Raw genomic sequence first — 18,673 nt, forward strand, 5'->3', positions numbered from 1 at the left:
ATGGAAATGAATGATCGGTACAACCTGAATGCACTCGATTCATGACCTGCGCCGCATCGACCTCAACCTGCTGGTGATCCTCGATGCCCTGCTGGAAGAACGCCACGTCTCCCGCGCCGCCGAGCGCCTGGCCATGACCCAGCCGGCGGTAAGCCACGCGCTCAACCGCCTGCGTGACCTGCTCGACGACCCGCTGCTGGTACGCACCGGCAACCAGATGCAGCTGACCCGCCGCGCTTTCGAACTGGCCGGGCCGCTGCGGGAAATTCTCGGCGGCGTGCGGCGGCTGGTGCTGGGCGATGACTTCGCCCCCGCCAGCGCCGAGCTGGTACTGAGGTTGGGCATGTCCGACTACGGCACCTGGGTGGTGCTGCCCGCGCTGCTGCCGCTCCTGCGCCGCGAAGCGCCGGGCATCCATCTGGACATCCGCCAGGCCTCACGGGTGGGCATGGCCGAACAGGTGGCAAGCGGCGAGCTGGACGGTGCACTCGGGGTCTTCCCGATGCTGCCCGAAGGACTGCGAGTGCAGCAGTTGTTCGAGGAACGCTTCGTCTGCCTGTGTTCGACGGAAACCCTGGGCGACAGAAAGCGCCTGGACCTGGACGCCTACCTTGCCGCCCCGCACTTGCGCGTCGCGCTGCAGCAGAGCCCTGCGGAAGAAATCGACAGCCACCTGGAAAAGCTCGGCCGCCGCCGCAGGGTGGCCGCCACCGTGCCGCACTTCAGCGTGGCGCCCAGCCTGTTGGCGGGCACTGACATGGTCCTGACGATTGCCGCGCGGATGCTCCCCGACGATCTCGACAGCCATGGCCTGGCCAGCTTCGCACCACCGCTGAAACTCGCGCCTTTCGACTTCGTGCAGATCTGGTCGGAGGCCAGCGAGGACGACCCGGCACGGCGCTGGCTGCGCGGCAAGCTGGCACAGGTCGCCGGCGACAGCTGAGGCTCTAGTCCGGCGTCTCCATGCGCCGGAGGATTTCCCCGACGCGCTCGCCGAGCATTTCGTTGGCCGAGCGCTTCAGGCCGCGCGCCAGCTCCACCAGTACCACCTGCTCGGCCACCGGCCGCAAACGCTGGAAGACTTCGGCAAGACGCTCCAGATCGGCTGCACCGGGCAACAGGTCGGCACCGGGCTTGTCCACCAGGTGGGTCACCACCAGCCGCACGATGCCGGCGGCCAGGTGTTCGGTATCGGTCCGCAGCACCGCCAGATGATCCAGCAGCGCCGCCAGCGGAATGCCCGCGCGATAGAGCTCGACACCGGCATTGAACAGGCGCGGGCTGGGGATATTGATGCGTTCGCCATCGAAAGCCAGCAGCCCTTGCGCCAGCGCCTGGTCGATCACGGCGTCGTTCAGCTCATCGCCAAACAGCGCCTGCAGATCGTTGAACTCGATGCTACCGGGGGACTCCAGGTTCCACGGGCCAACTATGGCCTCGTCAAGGCCAAGTACGTGGTCCAGATCGTGGCCGCGCTCCCAGCTTTCCAGCAGCTCCTTAATGTTGGCGATGTTGTAGCCGCGTTCCAGCAGACGGTTGATCAGCCGCAGGCGGCGCAGGTGGCTGGCGAAGTACACCCCCGCGCGGCCCCGGCGCTCGGGCGGCGGCAGCAGGCCGCGATCCTGGTACGCGCGCAGGTTGCGCACCGTGGTGCCGCCCTCGCGGGCCAGCTCATCCACGGAATACTCGCGCTCCTCTTCCAGTTCGGAAGGCGCGTCATCCGGGCGCTGCAGCAGGCGCTGCAGGAGGTTCAGGGGTGTGCTCATGGCCGGATGATAGCCAGCGACATGCCCGCGGAACAATCGGAAGGATTAATCCTTCGGTGATCCTTTTCTCATCTCCCAAGCCCAACCAAAGACGGGAACTGCACCCAGCCGATTCCCCCCGCTCACTCGGAACCCGCACCGCCAGTGGCTCGCCGCGGCGGTAACACTTCAGGCCCGCCGCGCACGCATGGCGCAACGGTGAGCGATGGGTCAGCATCGATCATGACATCGACCGATGTAACGATAACAACAACCAGCCTGGAGAAAGTCATGTCCCAAGGCGCCTGGGTGCCCACCCCCGAAGACCTGCGGCACTTCCGCGAGATTCAGCAACTGGCCTACCGCTGCTGCGAAACCATCGCCGGCGAACTGCGCCCGGGCATCAGCGAGCGCGAGACCGCCGCCCTGATGAAAACCTGGCTGCTCGATCACGGCGTACGCGACTGGTTCCACCAGCCCTTCGCCTGGTTCGGCCCGCGCACGGCGTTCAAGGGGTTCGAAGGCCTGCGCCACCTGGGCGGCTTCAACCTGGCCTTCTACCCCGGCAAGCAGCGCCTGGAAGAAGGCATGCCCTTCATCCTCGACTGCGCACCGACCCTGGGCGGCTATACCGCCGACGTCGGCTACTCCGGCGCGCTGGGCCACAACCTGCTGGTGGAGCGCCTGATGGACGACCTGCTGGCGCACCGCAACCTGATCGTCGAGCAGGTCCGCCAGCGCCTGCCGCTGGCCGAAGTCAGCCAGTCGGTAGACCGTCTCTGCCAACGCCAGGGCACCCTGCCCCGGCACAAGGCCTACCCCTTCGAAGTGCTGGCCCACCGCGTGGAAAAGCTCGGCGCGCGCAACAGCGGCCCCTCGGTGGCGCGATTCGGCGTGCGCAATATCGCCACCCTGATGAAGAACGCCCTGGTCACCGGCCGCCGCGAAGGCTGGTCGCCACTATGGTCCAGCAACGACCGCTCGCAGCACGCCCCCACGCCGGGCCTCTGGGCGGTGGAGCCGCACCTGGGCCTTCGCGGCGTGGGCGCCAAATTCGAGGAGCTGCTGGTGGTCACCGACGACGATGCCTATTGGCTGGACGACGACCTGCCCCACGTGCGCCGCTGGACCCAGCGCGGCCTGATCAGCGCCCCGGCGCGGCGGGAGGTGGCATGAACGCCATGCTGGAGAAAGCCCTGCCGGCACCGGAGCGGCTGGACGTGCAGTCCGGCAACGTGCGCCTGGCGGTCTGGCGCTGGGGTGAGCCGCACCTGCCGACGGTGCTGTTCGTCCACGGCTATCCGGACAACCATGAAGTCTGGCTGCCGCTGATCCGTCGCCTGTCCGGGCGCTACCAATTGGTGGCCTATGACGTGCGCGGAGCCGGCGAATCGGACAAGCCGCGCAAGACCCGCGACTACCGCCTGGAACTGCTCAGCCAGGACCTCAAGGCCGTGCTCGACGCGGTCAGCCCGCAGTGCGCGGTGCACCTGGTGGCCCACGACTGGGGCTCGATCCAGACCTGGGAGAGCGTCACCGATCCACAGTTGCGCGCACGTATCGCTTCCTACACCAGCATCTCGGGCCCCTGCCTGGACCACGTCGGCTTCTGGATGCGCGATCGCCTGCGCCGCAAGACGCCGCGTGCGCTGCTGCAGGTGGCCAGCCAACTGCTGCACTCCTGGTACATCTACTACTTCCACCTGCCGCTACTGCCGTCGCTGTCCTGGCGGTTCGGCGCGGCGAAGGCCTGGCCGCAGTACCTGCGCAAGGTCGAAGGCATCCGCAACCCCGTGCGCAACCCACACCAGGCCAGCGATGGCGAGCACGGGGTGAAGCTCTACCGGGCCAACTTCATCACCTCGATCTTCAAGCCGCGCAAACGGCATACCGAGGTGCCGGTGCAACTCATCGTGCCGACCCGCGACCGCTACGTAGGCCAACAGCTGTTCCAGCAACTCTCGCTGTGGGCCCCGCGCCTGTGGCGCCGCGACGTCACCGCCGGGCACTGGCAACTGCTCGCCGAGCCAACTCAACTGGGCAACTGGATCGACGAATTCGTGAGCCACATCGAGGGCGGCGAAGCCACACCGGAACTGCAGCGCGCCGCACTGAAACCGGGCTCCGGGCCCTTCGCCGGCAAGCTGGTGGTGGTGACCGGTGCGGGCGGCGGTATCGGACGCTCGACCCTGCTCAGCTTCGCCGAACGCGGCGCTAGCGTGCTGGCCGCGGACATTGACCCGGCCGCCGCCGAACGCAGCGCCGAACTGGCCCGCGCGGTCGGCGCCAGCGCCCATAGCTATTGCGTGGATGTGGGTGACAGTGCCGCCATGGAGCGTTTCGCCCACTGGGTGAAAAGCAGCCTTGGCGTGCCCGACGTGGTGGTGAGCAACGCCGGCATCGGCATGGCAGGGCCGATGCTCAAGACCACTCCGCAGGAATGGGAGCGCCTGCTGCGTATCAACCTGTGGAGCGTGATCGACGGTTGCCGGCTGTTCGGCATGCAGATGGTGGAAAGCGGCAAACCGGGGCACCTGGTCAACGTCGCCTCCGGCGTGGCCTTCGCGCCCTCGCGCAACTACCCGGCCTACGCCACCAGCAAGGCGGCGGTGCTGATGCTCAGCGAATGCCTGCGCGCCGAGCTGGCCGGCCACGGCATCGGCGTCAGCGCGGCATGTCCGGGCTTCGTCGACACCGGCATCGTCCAGGCCACGCGCTTCGCCGGCATGAATGATGAACAACAGGCGAAACACCGCACGAAAGTGCAGCGCTTCTACCGTCGCCGCCGGCTCAGCCCGGACATCGTCGGCGAGCACATCACCCGCGCGGTGGAACGCAACCAGCCGGTGGTGAAGGTCGGCAGCGAAGTGCACCTGGGCGCCCTGCAATGGCGCTTCATGCCCTGGCTGTCGCGCCTGTTCGCCCGCCTCAATCTGACTGCCTGAGAACTGCCATGAACGACCATCATCACAAGCTCGTACAACGCAAGGTGCAGTTCGACTACAGCGACTCGCCGCTGCACTGGATTCCCGGCGAGCCCGAAGCCTCCCACGCGATCAACGTCATCCACATGATGCTGCCGGCGGGCGAGCTGTGGTTCTGCCGGCTGTATAACAAGGCCCTGCCCTTCGTGAGGGAGGGCCGCCTGCGCGAGGACGTGCAGGGCTTCATTCGCCAGGAGGCGATGCACGCCCGTGCGCATTCCGGAGCACTGGAACGCTACCTGAGCCACCATGGCATCGACTCGACGCGCTACCTGAAGGTCATGGACTACCTGTTCGAACAGTTGCTCAGCGACACGCCGCTGGGCTTCAACCTGTTCAACCGCACACCCTGGCTCAAGCGCTGGTGGATCGGCCAGCGCTGCGCCATCGTCGCGGCGGTGGAGCACTTCACCTGCATTCTCGGCAAATGGATTCTCGAAGCCGATGCGCTGGACCGCGCCAAGGCCGACCCTGTGCTGCTCGACCTGTTCCGCTGGCACGGCGCCGAGGAAGTGGAGCACCGCAACGTCGCCCACGACCTGCACGTGCACCTGGGCGGTAGCTTCGTCAGCCGCCAGCTGTGGATGTTCGTGGTGTGGCCGCTGATCATCTACCTGTTCGCCTTCGGCACCCGCACCCTGTCGCGGCAGGACCCGACCATCGCCCAGCCGCGCTCCTTCGCCGCCATCTGGCGCGATGGTTCGAAGTCCGGCGTGCTGCCGAGGATCAGCTCGCTGGCCACCAGCTTCCTGCGCTACTTCAAGCCCTGGTACCACCCGGACCACGAAGCCAACACCCAGGAAGCATTGGACTACCTGGCCCGCTCGCCAGCCGCCAGCCGGGCCGCACGCGCCTCGTAACGCCAGTCGGCGTGCCCGCGCAGTGGATGCGCGGCGCACGCCGAACGCATACTGCGGTCTTCTCCGTTCGTTACAGGGATGCCGACGTATGCCAATGGGTACCTACCCCCTCCACCCCGCCCTTGCCTCCCGCGTGGAGCGCCTGCCGGAGCAAGCGGATGTGGTCATCGCCGGCAGCGGCATCATGGGCTGCGCCACTGCCTGGCAGCTTGCAGGCCTTGGCCTGAGCGTGCTGGTGCTGGACAAGGCCGGCCTCGCCAGCCAACAGTCCACCCGCGCCTGGGGCTTCGTCCGCCAGCAGGCGCGCGACCCGGCGGAAGTGCCGCTGATGATGGCCTGCATCCCGCTGTGGGAACGCCTAGAAGAGGAGTTGCAACTGCCGCTGGAATGGCGCCAGGGCGGCTGCCTGTACCTCGCCGAAACGCCGGAACAGCAGCGCAAGTACGAAGATTGGCTGAAGGTCGCCGCCAACTTCGGCCTCGGCACCCGGCTGCTGAGCCGCGCGGAAGTCGCGCAGTTGATGCCGGCCCTGAGCGACCCGGCACTGGGCGCCCTGTACACCGCCAATGACGGCCAGGCCGAGCCGCGCCGCGTGGCGCCTGGCTATGCGCTGCGCGCCATCGAGCGCGGCGCCGTGTTCGTCGAAGGCTGCGGCGTCACCGGCATCGACCGCGCGGCCGGCGCCGTCTGCGGCGTGCAGACCGAGCGCGGCTACGTAAAGACCCGGCAATTGCTGGTCTGCGCCGGCGCCAGCAGCTGGCGTCTGGTGCAGAGCCTCGGGCTGGAACTGCCGCAACAGGGCGTGCGCTGCACCGTCTCGCGCACCAGCCCCGGTCCGGACATTGGCGCGCAGAGCTTCATCGGCCACGGCATCGGCTTTCGCCAGCGGGCCGATGGCAGCCTCAATCTCGCCGACGAGACCCAGGCCGATATCGACCTCAACCTCGACTACCTGCGCGGCGCCAAACATTACCTGCCGCATCTTCCGGAGCACCGCGCGGGCTTCTCGTTCAAGCTCAACGGCGCGCTGTTCCACGACCTGCGCCAGCGCCTGCCCGGTTCTGAACGCAGCTTGAACGGTCCGGTTCTGGGCGAACGTGATCCGCAGGTAAAGGCAAACACCTCGCGCGTGTTTGCTGCACAGAAGAATCTGGTCAAGGCTTTCCCGGCTTTGCATGACCTCAAGGTCGTGGAAAGCTGGGCCGGCCTGATCGATGTACTGCCCGATGGCATCCCGGTGCTCGATGCGCCGGCGGAAGTGCCCGGCCTGCTGATCGCCACGGGCTTCTGCGGACACGGCTTCGCCATGGGGCCCATCGTCGGGCAGCTGATGAGCCAGTGGATATCGAACGGTGAGCCGGGGATGGACCTTCACGCGTTCAGGCTGAGGCGCTTCGCCGATGGCACGGCGGGCAGGCCTTACTCGCTATTCTGACAGAGTGCTCGGCTCTTCGTAGGAGCGAGCGTGCTCGCGAACGGGGTCCGCCGATGGCATCGATGTTCTCGGGAAAAACGAGTTCGCGAGCAAGCTCGCTCCTACAAGATCATTCCCAGGGTTCACGCTATTCGCCCTCCTCCACCACCGGCGAATCGTCGCTCAACGCCCGCTCCAGCCAGTCCGTCGGCAGATTCTTGCTCGCCCGCGCGCCGAGCAGCTTTACCTGTTCGGCACGGCTGATCAAGTTGCCGCGTCCTTCGCAGAGCTTGTTGCGCGCCGCCGCGTAGGTCTTGTCCAGTTGCTGCAGCCGGGTGCCCATCTCGTCCAGGTCCTGCACGAAGAGCACGAACTTGTCGTACAGCGCCCCGGCGCGCTCGGCGATCTCGCGGGCGTTCTGGTTCTGCCGCTCCTGGCGCCACAGGCTGTCGATCACCCGCAGCGTGGCGAGCAAGGTCGTCGGACTGACGATCACGATGTTGCGCTCGAAGGCCTCCTGGAACAGGTTCGGCTCGGCCTGCAACGCTGCCGAGAAGGCCGCCTCGATCGGCATGAACAGCAGTACGAAGTCAAGGCTGTGCAGGCCCTCGAGACGGCGGTAATCCTTCCCCGAAAGTCCCTTCACATGGTTGCGCAACGACAGCACGTGCGCCCTGAGCGCCTGCTGGCGGATCACCTCGTCCTCAGCCGCGATGAATTGCTGGTAGGCGGTCAGGCTGACCTTGGCATCCACCACCACCTGCTTGTCGCCGGGCAGACGGATCAGCACGTCGGGCTGGAAGCGCTCGCCATCCGGCGCGCGCAGGCTGACCTGGGTCTCGTACTCGCGGCCCTTCTCCAGGCCGGCATGCTCCAGCACCCGCTCCAGTATCAGTTCGCCCCAGTTGCCCTGGGTCTTCTGACCTTTCAGTGCACGGGTCAGGTTGGTGGCTTCCTCGCCCAGGCGCAGGTTCAGTTGCTGCAGGCGCTCCAGCTCCCTGGTCAGCGAGAAGCGCTCGCGGGCCTCGGCCTGGTAACTCTCCTCCACCCGCTTCTCGAAGGACTGGATGCGCTCCTTCAGCGGGTCGAGCAACTGCCCGAGACGCTGTTGGCTGGACTCGGCAAAACGTTGCTCGCGCTCGTCGAAGATCTTCCCGGCCAGCTCGGCGAACTGCGCGCGCAGATCATCCTTCGCAGCCTGCAGGTCGCCCAGACGCTGCTGGTGATTTTCCTGCTGCTCGCGCAGCTCGGCGGACAGCGCCGCGTGCTCGGCGGAGAGTCGGCGCAGCTCCGCCTCCTTGTCGGCCCGCTCGGCCTGCCAATCCTGTTCGGCATTGCCCAGCCGCGCACGCTCTTCCCTGCTCAGCTCGACTTCGCGCCGCAACGCCGCCACCTCGGCGGACAGCTCGCCATGCCGCCCGCTCAGCCGTTGGAAGGCGTCACGGTCCGCCTCAGCCTGGGCGGATAATCCGTCCTGAGCCAACTGCGCCGTTGCCAGGCGCTCGCGCAGTAAAGTCGCCTCCTGCTCTACCACTATCCACCGCGCCTGCAGCCGCCAGGCGAGCGCCGCCATGGGCAGCAAACCGGCAAGCGCACCGAGCAACAGGGCGGACAGATCGAGTGGCATGCGGGACTCCAGGGGGGTGTGGCATTGGATCGCGCCAGTCTAACAGTCGCCTTCCCCAGCCGCCTCGTCCGCTGTAAAGGCCCTGGAACAGGGCTCCGGAGCAAGCGCTCGGGACAATCCACAGAAGCTGTGGATAACTCAGTGGAGAACTTGCTGAAAACCGGCCCTACCCCCAGTGATCTGGGGCCGTGTGACAGATTGGTGATTTTTTCACCAACGTAAATTTCCTTTATTTTTCAAATAGTTAAAAAACGCAAGGAAATTCGCGGGCTGGCCAAATGCAATGTTTCCGGGACTTGACAGAGCGCATCAGCATTGTGCACAAGTGCGCGCCACGCAGCAGCCGACCGCCCCGTTTCAGGGCAGTGGATAGGAAGAGTTCTCAGGCGGACAGTGAATCCCACATGGGGCGACGCGCGCGACGGAAACTCCGTCTTCCACCGCGAGACCCGGCGAATTTTATGCGATCTGAACCTGCTGGCGCGGCACACGTTGCGGCCGGACGATACGGGGTGGTTCGGGAAGCTGAATCGCCAGCCGCTCGGCGGCGCAGACGCGCGCATAAATGCGCTCGGCCGAACTGCGGCTGTTGCAGTCGTAGAAGAATTGGTTGAGGTACACGCGCCAGCGACGATCGTCGCTGGGATGGACGGCTATCCGTATATCCATGGTGTGGCGCTCCCTGCTTGGCCATCCCGGAACATACACCGCTCACCATGACACGACAGTGGCAAAACGATGAACGGTCAGGCCGGATGCGGCAGCCTGCCATCCACCAGATAGTGCTCGCGCCGGTACAGTCTTGGACTATCCGGCACCTGTGCATGCTTGAAGGCCACGTACTCCGATGTCGTCTCGCACAACCAGGGCGTGAGATTACGCGGCCGCTTCTCGGTAAAGGCCGAGGGCGCGAACAGCGCGACATTGATGCCGCCCTGCGGGCAGCGTGCGGAACGGTATTCGAAAGCTTCCACACCCGACTCGCGCATGGCGCTGCCCAGTCCCTGGGTCACACTGTAATCCTGGGGATCGAGCAGTGCTGCGTGTTCGCGGAAAGGCGGCAGATGCAGGCGTACACCTTTCTGCACCTGGAAGCGCGCCTCGAACGAAGCGTGCTCGGAGAGGATTCTCCCGCTGGGTGGCGGTGTCGCCATGCCTTCCCACAACACGAAGCGGTAGAAAGCCGATTCGGCCATGGCCGTCTCCAGCTTGAGCGCGCCATAGAACAGGCTGGGTTCGTGGCGGCGGCCAAATCGCGAGCCCCAACGCAACGGCGGATAGCGGAACGGCGTCTTCAACAGATAGTGCAGCGACTCGGCGGGCGGCGGCATGCGCGGCTTGCTGGTTTCCAGCAACTCCTCAAGCAGCGCCTGCTCTTCCAGGGTGTCTACCAACTGCAGTGTCGCGACCTGGCCCTGGCTTTCCACCAAACGCACCAGGCGCCCACGAATGGGAGCGACGACCGAATCCTCATACTTCGCCCAGAGACGGGCGCCGGCTGCGAAGGACATTCAGACCTTGCCCCGGATAGCGTCCAGGTATTCGACCACCAGGACCAATCCCTGTATCTGCTCCATCAATTGCAGCGGCACGCCGCCCAGGTGACGGTTCTCAGTGCGCAGGAAGTGGCGCATGTCTTCATGATTGCCGCCGAACAGCGCGAATAGCGCGCGGTAGATGCGCACCAGCAGCAGCGCCAGTTCACCGGTCTTGCTATCCACGCGCAGGCCGTTCTGCTTCCAGCGACTCACCGCGCTACGATCCACCCCGACGATAGCCGCCAACTCCTGCTGGGTCATCGACAAGTGCTCGCGGGCGGTCAGCACCGCTTTCGCCAGGACGGCATCGGCAGCCGGGCTTTCCTTCAGCAGGGCGCTCATGACCGAACTCCATTAAGTGTGTTTGCGACAAAAATACCATCAAATGCTGCAACCGCACAAATTTGAAGATATTCCCGCCCCATGTTCCAACTCTGCAGCTCCGTGTATCCGGACGCTGACAAACCGGAAAAACTCTTTACCAGACATTTACTTAGCCTTGGCACCGATTGATGCAGCGGTGCGGTCTCATGAAGTGCCCGGATCAACCGGAACCAGAATGTGAAATACGCACCGCTCAGCCGATTGCGCCAGGAGATCACCATGAGAAAGTCCGTCACCCTGTTCTGTGCCGCCCTGATGCTTGGCAGCCCGCTGGCCAGTTTTGCCCAGCCCGGCCCAGGTCCGGACAATGTCCCCGGTCGGCAGGACACTCGCGGGCCGCAACCTCAGCACCCGCCGCAACAAGCGCCGCAGCGCGGCCGATATGACCCGGCAGGTCCCGGCCAGGGCTACGCCCATCCCTACCGCAGCCCGAATTATCGCCCGCAAGCCGGTATGCCAGTCCCCCATCGTGATTGGCGGCGCGGCGTCATCGTGGAGCCCGCCTATCGCGGCGATCGCTACTGGGTCACGGATTGGCATTCTCGCCACCTGTACGCGCCGCCGCGTGACCATCGCTGGTTGTACGTGAATGGCGACTACGTCCTCGTCGCCATCGCCAGCGGCGTGATCGTCAACATCCTCAGCGGCTACTGATCCCTCAGCCCTGGCGCGGACCCTCCGCGCCAAGGCGGGAAAGGGTCGCAGGCGCCGGGTAAAGGCCCTAGGATAGGCGCCTTTATTTCCGGCCTGACGCCATGGACAAGAAACGCGCCTACCAACTGATTCTCTCCCGCCTCTCCGAAGACCTCGATGTCGCCGTGCGTGCCGCCCAAACGGCCCACGAGACCGCGACCCACGAGGAAAATATCGCCGAGAACAAATACGACACGCTCGGCCTGGAAGCGGCCTACCTAGCCGCCGGCCAATCACGCCGCGTGGAGGAAATCCGCCAGGCGCTGTCGCTGTTCGAGAACCTGCAACTGCGCGACTTCGACGAGGAACAGGGCATCCAGACCAGCGCCCTGGTGCAACTGGTCAACGAGCAGGACCAGCAACGCTGGGTCTTCCTCGGTCCGGACGGCGCAGGCCTCAAGGTGCAGTTTGAAGGGTGCGAGATCCTGGTCATCACCACGCGCGCCCCGCTGGGCAGCTCCCTGCTTCACCGCCACCCCGGCGACGAAGTGGAAGTCGGAACCGGCAGCGCTCGCCAGCGCTACGAAATCCTCGAGGCCTATTGATCAACTCAGCGCCGGACCGAACAACGACAGACGAGCGCATCGATAAAAAAACTGAGCGGAACAGACAATACGAGGCACGCCGGCTGACGCAGACTAAGCTTCAAGGCCACACCCCATCCCTGCCGGCCTCAAGGAGAAGCATCATGCTGTTCAACTGGTCCGAGTACGTTCCCGCCGTGAAGAAAGCCTTCGGCGCGCTGGGCAAGAAGCACCCGAAGATGATCGCCGCCTACCAGGCCCTGGAAGCCGCTGCCGCTGATGGTGACGCCCTGGATGCCAAGACCCGCGAACTGATTGCCATCGCAGTGGCCATCACCACCCGCTGCGATGGCTGCATCGGCGTCCATGCCGAAGCCGCGCGCAAGGCCGGCGCCACCGAAGCCGAGATCGCCCAGACCCTGGCCACCGCCATCTCCCTCAACGCTGGCGCCGCCTACATCTACTCCCTGCGAGCCCTCGAAGCCTACGAGTCCGCCGCCGCTCCGAAATGAGCCCTCAGCCCGCGACGCAGCAAGGCGTGGCGGGCCTGCCTCCTTCCGTCAAGGGTGCGGATGAGGTATCTGTGGGACTTCGCCAACCACAGCCTCTGCTTATGCCCGAACTCAATGTCAGCTTCTGGAAACTCACCTTCAGCATTGCCGCCGGAATCTGGCTTGGCTGCCTCGCCGTCGCCGCAACCGCCTGGCTGGCCTGGTCCGAACTGCCGCCGGCCGTCACCCGCCTCGCTGCGCCAACCCAGACAGCGCCGATTGCTCCGCCAGCACCGCGTAGCAAAGAGGAAATGTTCCAGCAGTATCTGCAACGTCAGCAGGCTGTGCAGGATCAGCAGAATCAACAGATCGAGAGAACGGAGCAGGAAAAGCGCTTCAACAGCGCGCCGTGCCAATTCTGGCTACAGCAGTACCAGGCGAATCCCACGCAAGGGAACCGGGAGAAGATGGATGGATATTGCGGGTAATAAAGCGCTGGGCAGCGTTTTCAGGAGCCAGAAAAGACAAAACCCCTGAAACGCTAGGCATTTCAGGGGCTTCGGCCATATGTAATGGCGGAGAGATAGGGATTTGAACCACAGGGGATCTACTTATATACCCTCGCAGGCCCCTTAAGGTCTGGGCTGCGAATTTCTCGGCGGGCGCAAAAGGAGGGAGAGGGAGCGCAAACCTGCCCTAAGATTTCCCGCGAATTAGGCTCAACGAGCGCTCGCTGTATGCGGCGCCCCCCAAACGAAGCTGCAATGGAGCGATAATGCGATGTCAGGTGGAGCAGCTTCGCTTTGTCGCGGAAGAGCCGCTGCTACAGCCAATGAGGCTCGTGTATTCTCGCCCGTTATAGGAAATCACCACCGTCTGAAGGATCAGCACCAGTCATGAAGACACTCGTTGTCGCAATAGTTGCACTCAGCCTCACCGGATGCGGCGCCACCCAGAAAGCCAATGTTCGGAACGAAGCCGAAGCATCCAGATATGACCCCTCGTCGATGGCACGCATTCGTCTCTTCGCCCAAGGGATGATCCAAGGCGGGTATGTAAGCGGCAAAAGTTGCGAGAGTTTCTACAACGACACCGCGGCCCAGGCAGATCCTGAGCGGGCGGGCTGGAAAAAAGGCGATGCGCATTTGGGTGAGATGTTCCGGCGAGAGGAGAACTTCGTCGTCGGCATGCCTGCAAGCAAGTCGACTGCCCAAATTAACGAGTCTCGCCTTTATTACGATGAGCACGTCGTTCCTGCAAACCAGCCCCTCGTCGTCGGCTACGTGGCGGGCGGACCTGGCTCAGTTTACTGCAAGCCATTTCCGATCATCTTCACTCCCCAACCGGGCCAAGATTATGAGGCTTGGTATCAGTACACCCGCAATCAGTTCAACCAGCCTGCATGCACTATCTCCTTACAGAAGATCGTGACTGTTGGTGATGCCTCCGTTGAGCTTCGCGTCATGCCGTTGGCCTGCGTCGGCGAAAAGGTCGGCGAGTACCAGACTGCTGACCCTTTCGTGAATGCAGAGTATTTGAGGCAGCCCGAATCAACTGTCGCCCCGTAAGCCATATTGGAATTTCTGCTCCTACAGACTCAGCCCTGCGCGCCATTCATTGACGTGCTGACACCGCCGCCTGCAGCTGAAGCTCATATTCCTTCCGCTGCTCCAACTCGGCCAGCAAGGCACGAACCTTGGTTTGCAGGCTATCGTCTTTCTACAGCGAAGCCGTCGCCCAGCCAGGTACCTCCACTGCCGGCGGGCGGCACGGAATCGCCACCGGCACCTCGACGCGCACCGTGCGCGGCCCAGGCTCTACCTGGCCGGCGCATCCCACCAGCGCAACAACAAACACCTGAAGCCACTTCATAGCCCCAACTCCTTGTCGATGACCGCCTCTGACGCTGCGCACTGGTCGCCATCGGCGCGCTCGTGCTGGAGCCGCTGGGCGGCGGCGTAATGCTGGCCGGCCTGCTGCTGGGCATTGGCGACCGCCTGGGTGGCCTTCGCCTGCCACTGCTCGGCCTGATTGGCCAACTGACCGAGCTTGGCGTTCTGCTCCTTGGTCAACTCCTCGAGGTTGCCCCAGGCCCACTTGCACATCACCAGTAGTGCGGCACTTTCGTCGAGCTGCGGCCGGAGATGGTTAGTCGACTGCCACATACCAAGGCCGAAACCCGTGGTGAGTAATATCAAGGCAGACAGTGCCAAGCCGAGAATCCTCCAGGCCACTTCAGTCATTGAGGTCTCCTGGAGAACCGAATGAAATCACATTGCCATCACGCGAAATCGTGCCGTATAATTTTTGATACATTCAAAGCGTCTAGAACGAGCTTTTTAGGCCATATTCCTTACTGGCATAAGTAATGCATATCGATAACGAAATCGTAGCACTTACAGCTGAAGTGCGGCCGCAGAAAGCGGACATACAGGCGTTAAAGACCATCATTTCCGCTTTAGTTGAACAGCTCAGAGATATCCAGGGCCATCTCAACCTCGACGCTGCCGAGGTGTACGCCTTGAAGCAGTTGAATGGCGCAGACTCCCAATCTCCCGTAGCACCAAACCCTATACTAATCGCCCGGTTCTTTAGCGACGCCCGGCGCCGCTAACCACTCCGCCCCTTCGCCGCGTCAAATGCGCTATCTCTCAGGCAAGCGCCCTCCGCATGCCCTCATTGATCGCCACGCCTGGTAGGGCACACCTCCGTCCTCATGCCGGATGATGGCCACCACCAGGCCACGCAGAGTTGTCGGCAACCGAACGTCGATCACCTGGCTGGGCTGAACGCCCAGTGACTTGACCACCGCGCCGATGTACCCCTCGGTGCCGTTCTCGTTGCCTCGCGCCCAGCGGCTGATAGTCTCGCGCACGGTGTCGATACGGGGCCCGCCCACGCCAAGCATCCCGTCCTTTCCGCGATAGGCCAGCAGGAGCTTGCCCTGAGCGCGGATGCCGTTCTCGGGCGTATCGAATCGGGCGAAGCGCGGCTTCGGCACGCCAAGCTCCAGGCCAAGCTGGCCCTGCCAGGTGTTGCGAGGGTTGTAGTCGATGTTGCCAGGCTTGCAGTTGCGGAGACCTCGGGTATTCATGGCTGGTCTCAGAAACAAAAACGCCAGCTCTCTCTGGCCGGCGATCAGAAGTATCTGCAGCAGTTGCTGCTGGGCGAGTGGCATGTGCTTTTCTCCAGACAAAAAAATACCCGCACAAGGTGGGCATTCGCGACTCTTTTACTCAGGCTTCAGCTGATCTTTTAGGGAGCGACTTAATTGCTCCACCACCAAGGTATGCGCGCAATTTAAGCGCGGGGCTTTCCACCAGACGCCACGAAGCATAGGCAACAGGGATTGCTATTACACTCGCGTAAAAAGCATTCACATACGCATTTTGACCGGGAGCCCAAACCAATTGCTGTATCGGCCAAGCATATATATATATAGGCCGTACGAAATATCCCCAAACTTATCCATATCAACATGCGGCAACATGTAGGCAATCACAAATATAACATATGCAACAGTTGGTATGTATATGTAAAAATAAAACTTAGAACCTGCAGCAACGAAGGTAGCCAACAAAAGACCGGCACACAACAGCCAATTCAATGGGACAAACCTTCGATTAACCCAAAACAAACTACCAACAATAAAGAAAAGAAGCGGCTCTTTAAAGTTAGCCGTGGAGCCAAAAAGTGGAAAATCTGAAAATTCGGTTTTCGATAGCACAAGAACAGAGACCAGGACAATATTTGAAATCACCTTCGATCTGAAAACCCCGAGCAAGCCCAATATAAACAACGCAACATAGCAGCGCATCTCTACTGGGAGGGTCCACGTGGAGCCATTTGTAGCACCAGAAAATGGCCTTCCAGGGAATCCATATGGAAGATTATAGTTCCACTCCCACAGGGTCGCGTTCCACATATTTACCCAAGGATTCTGTTGAAAATACTGGGAAAGCGGAACACCGGATGCGATTGGACCAATAACTAGAATAGCCGCAAGAGAGTAAACAATTACTGCCGGATACAATCTTAATATGCGAGAAATAGCAAAATCAGAAAAACTTCTATTTGATATCGAGGCAGAAACAAGAAAACCGCTTATAGCACCCCCCTACCGCTATGCTACCTATCCAAGCATGAGGAAGAATCAGCATAGTGATAGGATCGCTACCATTTCCACTAAGGAAATGAATGCCCAAACAGAACAGCGAAAGCCAAGAAAAATCGCAGAATTGTAAAATTATTACCGCGAACCTTTTCAAATTCGAATAAATATCTAGCCTTTAAAAATCCACGAAACATCAAGCTCTCCTTGGCCATCTAAAGCCCGAGCAAAACCCAATAAACTTTCACTCAAGCAACTTAGATGGGATTGTATTTCCTCCTACACGATATCTCAAGATCGGAAACAACAAGGACACATCACAAGTACCAAGCCGCCCCGCTAGCTCGGCTGCGAAGGCAACCTGAGGCCGAGCTGGGTAAGATCGATACGGTTCACGGCAACCCGATACTGCTTCCAGCTTTTCAGGAGCGCCACCCACCTCAGCATCAGTTGCGTCGCCAAGATCCACCGCATCCTGCAGCGGGGCGATCATCAATGGCTCTGCTGCCCTGGCAGGCTTCGATTCAGCATCCCCGGCTGGTCTGGGTACTACAACGGCAACAACAAGTCGGTGGGGCAATGAACACGCACGATTTCCTGAAGAAGCAGATAGACCAGCAACTGCAGGCTGAAGGCATCACGGACCGCGTTTCGTTTCAGGTTGCCGAGGAGGCACTGGATTTCTACAAGCGCACCGCCCAGTTCAAGCGCGGCACCACAGGCGAGAGTCTTTCCTGGGCCGCAAGCGCCAAGGAAGTCACCAACCTGAACGGCGACAAGAGGCGCGCCTAGGTGCCAGTTGAAATTTCCTGCTCCTCCAAGAGCTTGTCGTAGGACGCCACAACGGCATTTTTCGCCTCACAGTATCTGTATTCAGCACCGTCATAGATGAACGCAAGCTCAACCCAGAAGTGGTGGACGGTGGGGAGCGTATTTACTTCGGGGTGATGAGTCCGCTGAGCTAAGGCGTGCACCTGAGCCAACTTATTGCGGGTGCTTATCCGACCTCCCGTGACGCCGGCAATGCCCTGTTCGAGAATCGCTTCCGTTGAATCGTCATCTTCAAAGATTCGAATCAAAAACCCTCCAGATGATTTAGACCACGACAGGGAACAGCAAGGCCATTCCCTTGGTGTGTTGGATTGAGCGGAGGGTGCTGAAGCAGCTCTCTAGCCGTCGGCCCGAAGTCCTCCGTCATACACAGCAACGTCGCTTGTGATCAGCGGCGTGGCGTTCACTGATCCAGCGTTGCACGGCTTCCGTTTCCAGCCAATGAGCCTTGCTCAACATCTCGATGACTGTTTCTGAAATCTCATAAGAGCCGCAATCGCTGCACTCTACTGACGCGCGATCGCCTGCACTGGGAGCACTTCGGCCTCAGGGCTATCGCAAACGAATCACCTCATCAGTTCCTCCTTGATTCGCCTCATGCCGGGCAACCGAAACGTAACAAAATTCACTGGCAGTTCTCTGATCACCGACAAGGGAAGCTCGTCTTAAGCGCATCTAAAAGCACAATCCCAATGGGCATTTCGTCGAATTTTTCCCCGTATACCTTTTTTGCTATCGAGATTTGATTGGATGTCATGGCTATCACATCTACTGCGCTGAACTCTCGGGGCTGGCAGTAAATTGGAGGGTGGCGGGAAATCTCAAGCTCCATGTTCGCGATGGTAAAAGCCTGCATAGTTGCATGCATGTAATACGCCATTTCCCTAGTGCCCTTGAGTTGTTCAAACTTCCCTGCAACGTCAACACTTGACGCTTCGACGTGCGCACTTAGAGCGATGAAGAGTGCTGTGGCGATCTTTCTCACAAAAGCTCCTTAATCCGGTTCATTGCCGGGCGATCCGAACTTACCCCACTCCATGCCATTGCGCCACTACGGCACAGTACGGTTACAGTGGTGGCTCAGCTGTCTGACCCGATGACATCATCAGGAAGGCCAGTTCGACGTTCTTGAAAAGGTGTTTGCAGCCGCAAATTCAGCGCCTATGCTTCGTCAAGATAAGTTCTCCCAATGGACGATGCTCATTCGAGCCATCAGGTGTTGGTAGCACCTGGGGGCTCTTCGTTTCCGCACTCTGCGGCCCCCATCTTAAAAATAGTTCGTTCCTTGATGTGTAAAGGACGAAGCGCGAGAAGTTACAGATTTTTTGAAGGACTGATCCGTACCTTTCGCAGCAGCAATAAATCAACGACATCACGCTTTGCGCCCCCTACCCCCCTAAGAAGCGGACGACAAACAGGAGACGGCCGCCCCATTCACCAGAGAGGAGATCGACAAGCTGACCGTCGGCGA

22 protein-coding genes and 2 pseudogenes are annotated in these 18,673 nt (G+C 61.7%); 12 read left to right on the plus strand and 12 right to left on the minus strand.

The annotated features are described in order from the left end of the window. Positions 1-28 precede the first annotated feature (28 nt). Complete coding sequence (locus C167_RS0130280) at positions 29-943, plus strand: LysR family transcriptional regulator (protein WP_017522063.1); 915 nt, start codon at positions 29-31, stop codon at positions 941-943. Positions 944-947: 4 nt separating this feature from the next. Here C167_RS0130280 and C167_RS0130285 read toward each other — a convergent pair whose 3' ends face one another. Continuing rightward, the gene (locus C167_RS0130285; protein ID WP_026079372.1) at positions 948-1,766 is read right to left on the minus strand and encodes a MerR family transcriptional regulator; all 819 of its coding nucleotides are present in this window, start codon (positions 1,764-1,766) and stop codon (positions 948-950) included. Positions 1,767-2,036: 270 nt separating this feature from the next. Here C167_RS0130285 and C167_RS0130290 point away from each other — a divergent pair, with 270 nt between their 5' ends. From C167_RS0130290 to C167_RS0130305, 4 genes are all read left to right on the plus strand, one after another. Then, a complete protein-coding gene (locus tag C167_RS0130290; RefSeq protein ID WP_017522065.1) occupies positions 2,037-2,921 on the plus strand; it encodes a M24 family metallopeptidase in 885 nt (294 codons plus the stop codon). Then, positions 2,918-4,690: an SDR family oxidoreductase gene (locus tag C167_RS0130295; protein WP_017522066.1), complete on the plus strand. Its 1,773-nt coding sequence runs from the start codon at positions 2,918-2,920 to the stop codon at positions 4,688-4,690. Before C167_RS0130290 ends, C167_RS0130295 begins: the two co-directional genes overlap by 4 nt. An 8-nt stretch (positions 4,691-4,698) precedes the next feature. Next, on the plus strand, positions 4,699-5,589 hold the full coding sequence (locus C167_RS0130300) for a metal-dependent hydrolase (protein WP_017522067.1): 891 nt from the start codon (positions 4,699-4,701) through the stop codon (positions 5,587-5,589). A 94-nt stretch (positions 5,590-5,683) separates the two neighbouring features. Beyond that, positions 5,684-7,024, plus strand: a complete 1,341-nt coding sequence (locus C167_RS0130305) for an NAD(P)/FAD-dependent oxidoreductase (protein WP_017522068.1) — start codon at positions 5,684-5,686, stop codon at positions 7,022-7,024. 127 nt (positions 7,025-7,151) lie between these two features. Here the strand turns inward: C167_RS0130305 and rmuC are convergent, their stop codons facing one another. The 4 genes from rmuC to C167_RS0130325 form a co-directional block, all read right to left on the minus strand. Continuing rightward, entirely contained in the window at positions 7,152-8,576 is a 1,425-nt protein-coding gene (gene rmuC, locus C167_RS0130310; RefSeq protein ID WP_162140479.1) for a DNA recombination protein RmuC, read from the minus strand. A gap of 513 nt (positions 8,577-9,089) precedes the next feature. Continuing rightward, complete coding sequence (locus C167_RS0130315) at positions 9,090-9,299, minus strand: hypothetical protein (RefSeq protein WP_017522070.1); 210 nt, start codon at positions 9,297-9,299, stop codon at positions 9,090-9,092. Between the two features lie 77 nt (positions 9,300-9,376). Further along, the gene (locus tag C167_RS0130320; protein ID WP_017522071.1) at positions 9,377-10,141 is read right to left on the minus strand and encodes an RES family NAD+ phosphorylase; all 765 of its coding nucleotides are present in this window, start codon (positions 10,139-10,141) and stop codon (positions 9,377-9,379) included. Beyond that, on the minus strand, positions 10,142-10,510 hold the full coding sequence (locus tag C167_RS0130325) for an MbcA/ParS/Xre antitoxin family protein (RefSeq protein WP_017522072.1): 369 nt from the start codon (positions 10,508-10,510) through the stop codon (positions 10,142-10,144). Positions 10,511-10,771: 261 nt separating this feature from the next. On the opposite strand from C167_RS0130325, the gene C167_RS0130330 reads away from it, so the two are divergent. The 5 genes from C167_RS0130330 (at position 10,772) to C167_RS0130350 (ending at position 13,828) form a co-directional block, all read left to right on the plus strand. Then, a complete protein-coding gene (locus tag C167_RS0130330) occupies positions 10,772-11,206 on the plus strand; it encodes an RcnB family protein (RefSeq protein WP_017522073.1) in 435 nt (144 codons plus the stop codon). Positions 11,207-11,307: 101 nt separating this feature from the next. Further along, positions 11,308-11,790: a GreA/GreB family elongation factor gene (locus C167_RS0130335; RefSeq protein ID WP_017522074.1), complete on the plus strand. Its 483-nt coding sequence runs from the start codon at positions 11,308-11,310 to the stop codon at positions 11,788-11,790. Between the two features lie 143 nt (positions 11,791-11,933). Further along, positions 11,934-12,281, plus strand: a complete 348-nt coding sequence (locus C167_RS0130340) for a carboxymuconolactone decarboxylase family protein (protein ID WP_017522075.1) — start codon at positions 11,934-11,936, stop codon at positions 12,279-12,281. A gap of 101 nt (positions 12,282-12,382) precedes the next feature. Beyond that, entirely contained in the window at positions 12,383-12,748 is a 366-nt protein-coding gene (locus C167_RS0130345) for a hypothetical protein (RefSeq protein WP_157791886.1), read from the plus strand. Positions 12,749-13,156: 408 nt separating this feature from the next. Next, positions 13,157-13,828, plus strand: a complete 672-nt coding sequence (locus C167_RS0130350; protein WP_017522077.1) for a hypothetical protein — start codon at positions 13,157-13,159, stop codon at positions 13,826-13,828. Between the two features lie 46 nt (positions 13,829-13,874). Here the strand turns inward: C167_RS0130350 and C167_RS33115 are convergent. Beyond that, positions 13,875-14,132, minus strand: a pseudogene (locus C167_RS33115) (hypothetical protein). Next, positions 14,129-14,503 (minus strand): hypothetical protein, encoded by a 375-nt coding sequence (locus tag C167_RS0130360; protein WP_017522079.1) that lies wholly within the window; start codon positions 14,501-14,503, stop codon positions 14,129-14,131. The pseudogene C167_RS33115 and the gene C167_RS0130360 overlap by 4 nt, the downstream one beginning before the upstream one ends. 125 nt (positions 14,504-14,628) lie before the next feature. Here C167_RS0130360 and C167_RS0130365 point away from each other — a divergent pair, with 125 nt between their 5' ends. Continuing rightward, positions 14,629-14,874, plus strand: coding sequence for a hypothetical protein (locus C167_RS0130365; protein WP_017522080.1), 246 nt, complete (start codon positions 14,629-14,631; stop codon positions 14,872-14,874). Between the two features lie 37 nt (positions 14,875-14,911). Here the strand turns inward: C167_RS0130365 and C167_RS33120 are convergent. The 3 genes and pseudogenes from C167_RS33120 to C167_RS35540 form a co-directional block, all read right to left on the minus strand. After that, positions 14,912-15,354, minus strand: a pseudogene (locus tag C167_RS33120) (structural protein P5). A 282-nt stretch (positions 15,355-15,636) separates the two neighbouring features. Further along, the gene (locus tag C167_RS35535; RefSeq protein WP_081596741.1) at positions 15,637-16,368 is read right to left on the minus strand and encodes an acyltransferase family protein; all 732 of its coding nucleotides are present in this window, start codon (positions 16,366-16,368) and stop codon (positions 15,637-15,639) included. Positions 16,369-16,710: 342 nt separating this feature from the next. Next, positions 16,711-16,845, minus strand: a complete 135-nt coding sequence (locus C167_RS35540) for a tail fiber assembly protein (RefSeq protein WP_017522081.1) — start codon at positions 16,843-16,845, stop codon at positions 16,711-16,713. A 21-nt stretch (positions 16,846-16,866) separates the two neighbouring features. On the opposite strand from C167_RS35540, the gene C167_RS0130390 reads away from it, so the two are divergent. Beyond that, positions 16,867-17,163 (plus strand): hypothetical protein, encoded by a 297-nt coding sequence (locus tag C167_RS0130390; protein ID WP_235154364.1) that lies wholly within the window; start codon positions 16,867-16,869, stop codon positions 17,161-17,163. Here C167_RS0130390 and C167_RS0130395 read toward each other — a convergent pair. Then, the gene (locus C167_RS0130395) at positions 17,160-17,450 is read right to left on the minus strand and encodes a hypothetical protein (protein ID WP_017522083.1); all 291 of its coding nucleotides are present in this window, start codon (positions 17,448-17,450) and stop codon (positions 17,160-17,162) included. The two genes, C167_RS0130390 and C167_RS0130395, sit on opposite strands and share 4 nt — an antisense overlap. Positions 17,451-17,845: 395 nt before the next feature. Then, positions 17,846-18,187 (minus strand): hypothetical protein, encoded by a 342-nt coding sequence (locus C167_RS0130400; RefSeq protein ID WP_017522084.1) that lies wholly within the window; start codon positions 18,185-18,187, stop codon positions 17,846-17,848. Positions 18,188-18,673: the final 486 nt, after the last annotated feature.

This window comes from Pseudomonas nitroreducens TX1, from assembly GCF_000313755.1.
Classification (GTDB): Bacteria; Pseudomonadota; Gammaproteobacteria; order Pseudomonadales; family Pseudomonadaceae; genus Pseudomonas; species Pseudomonas nitroreducens_A.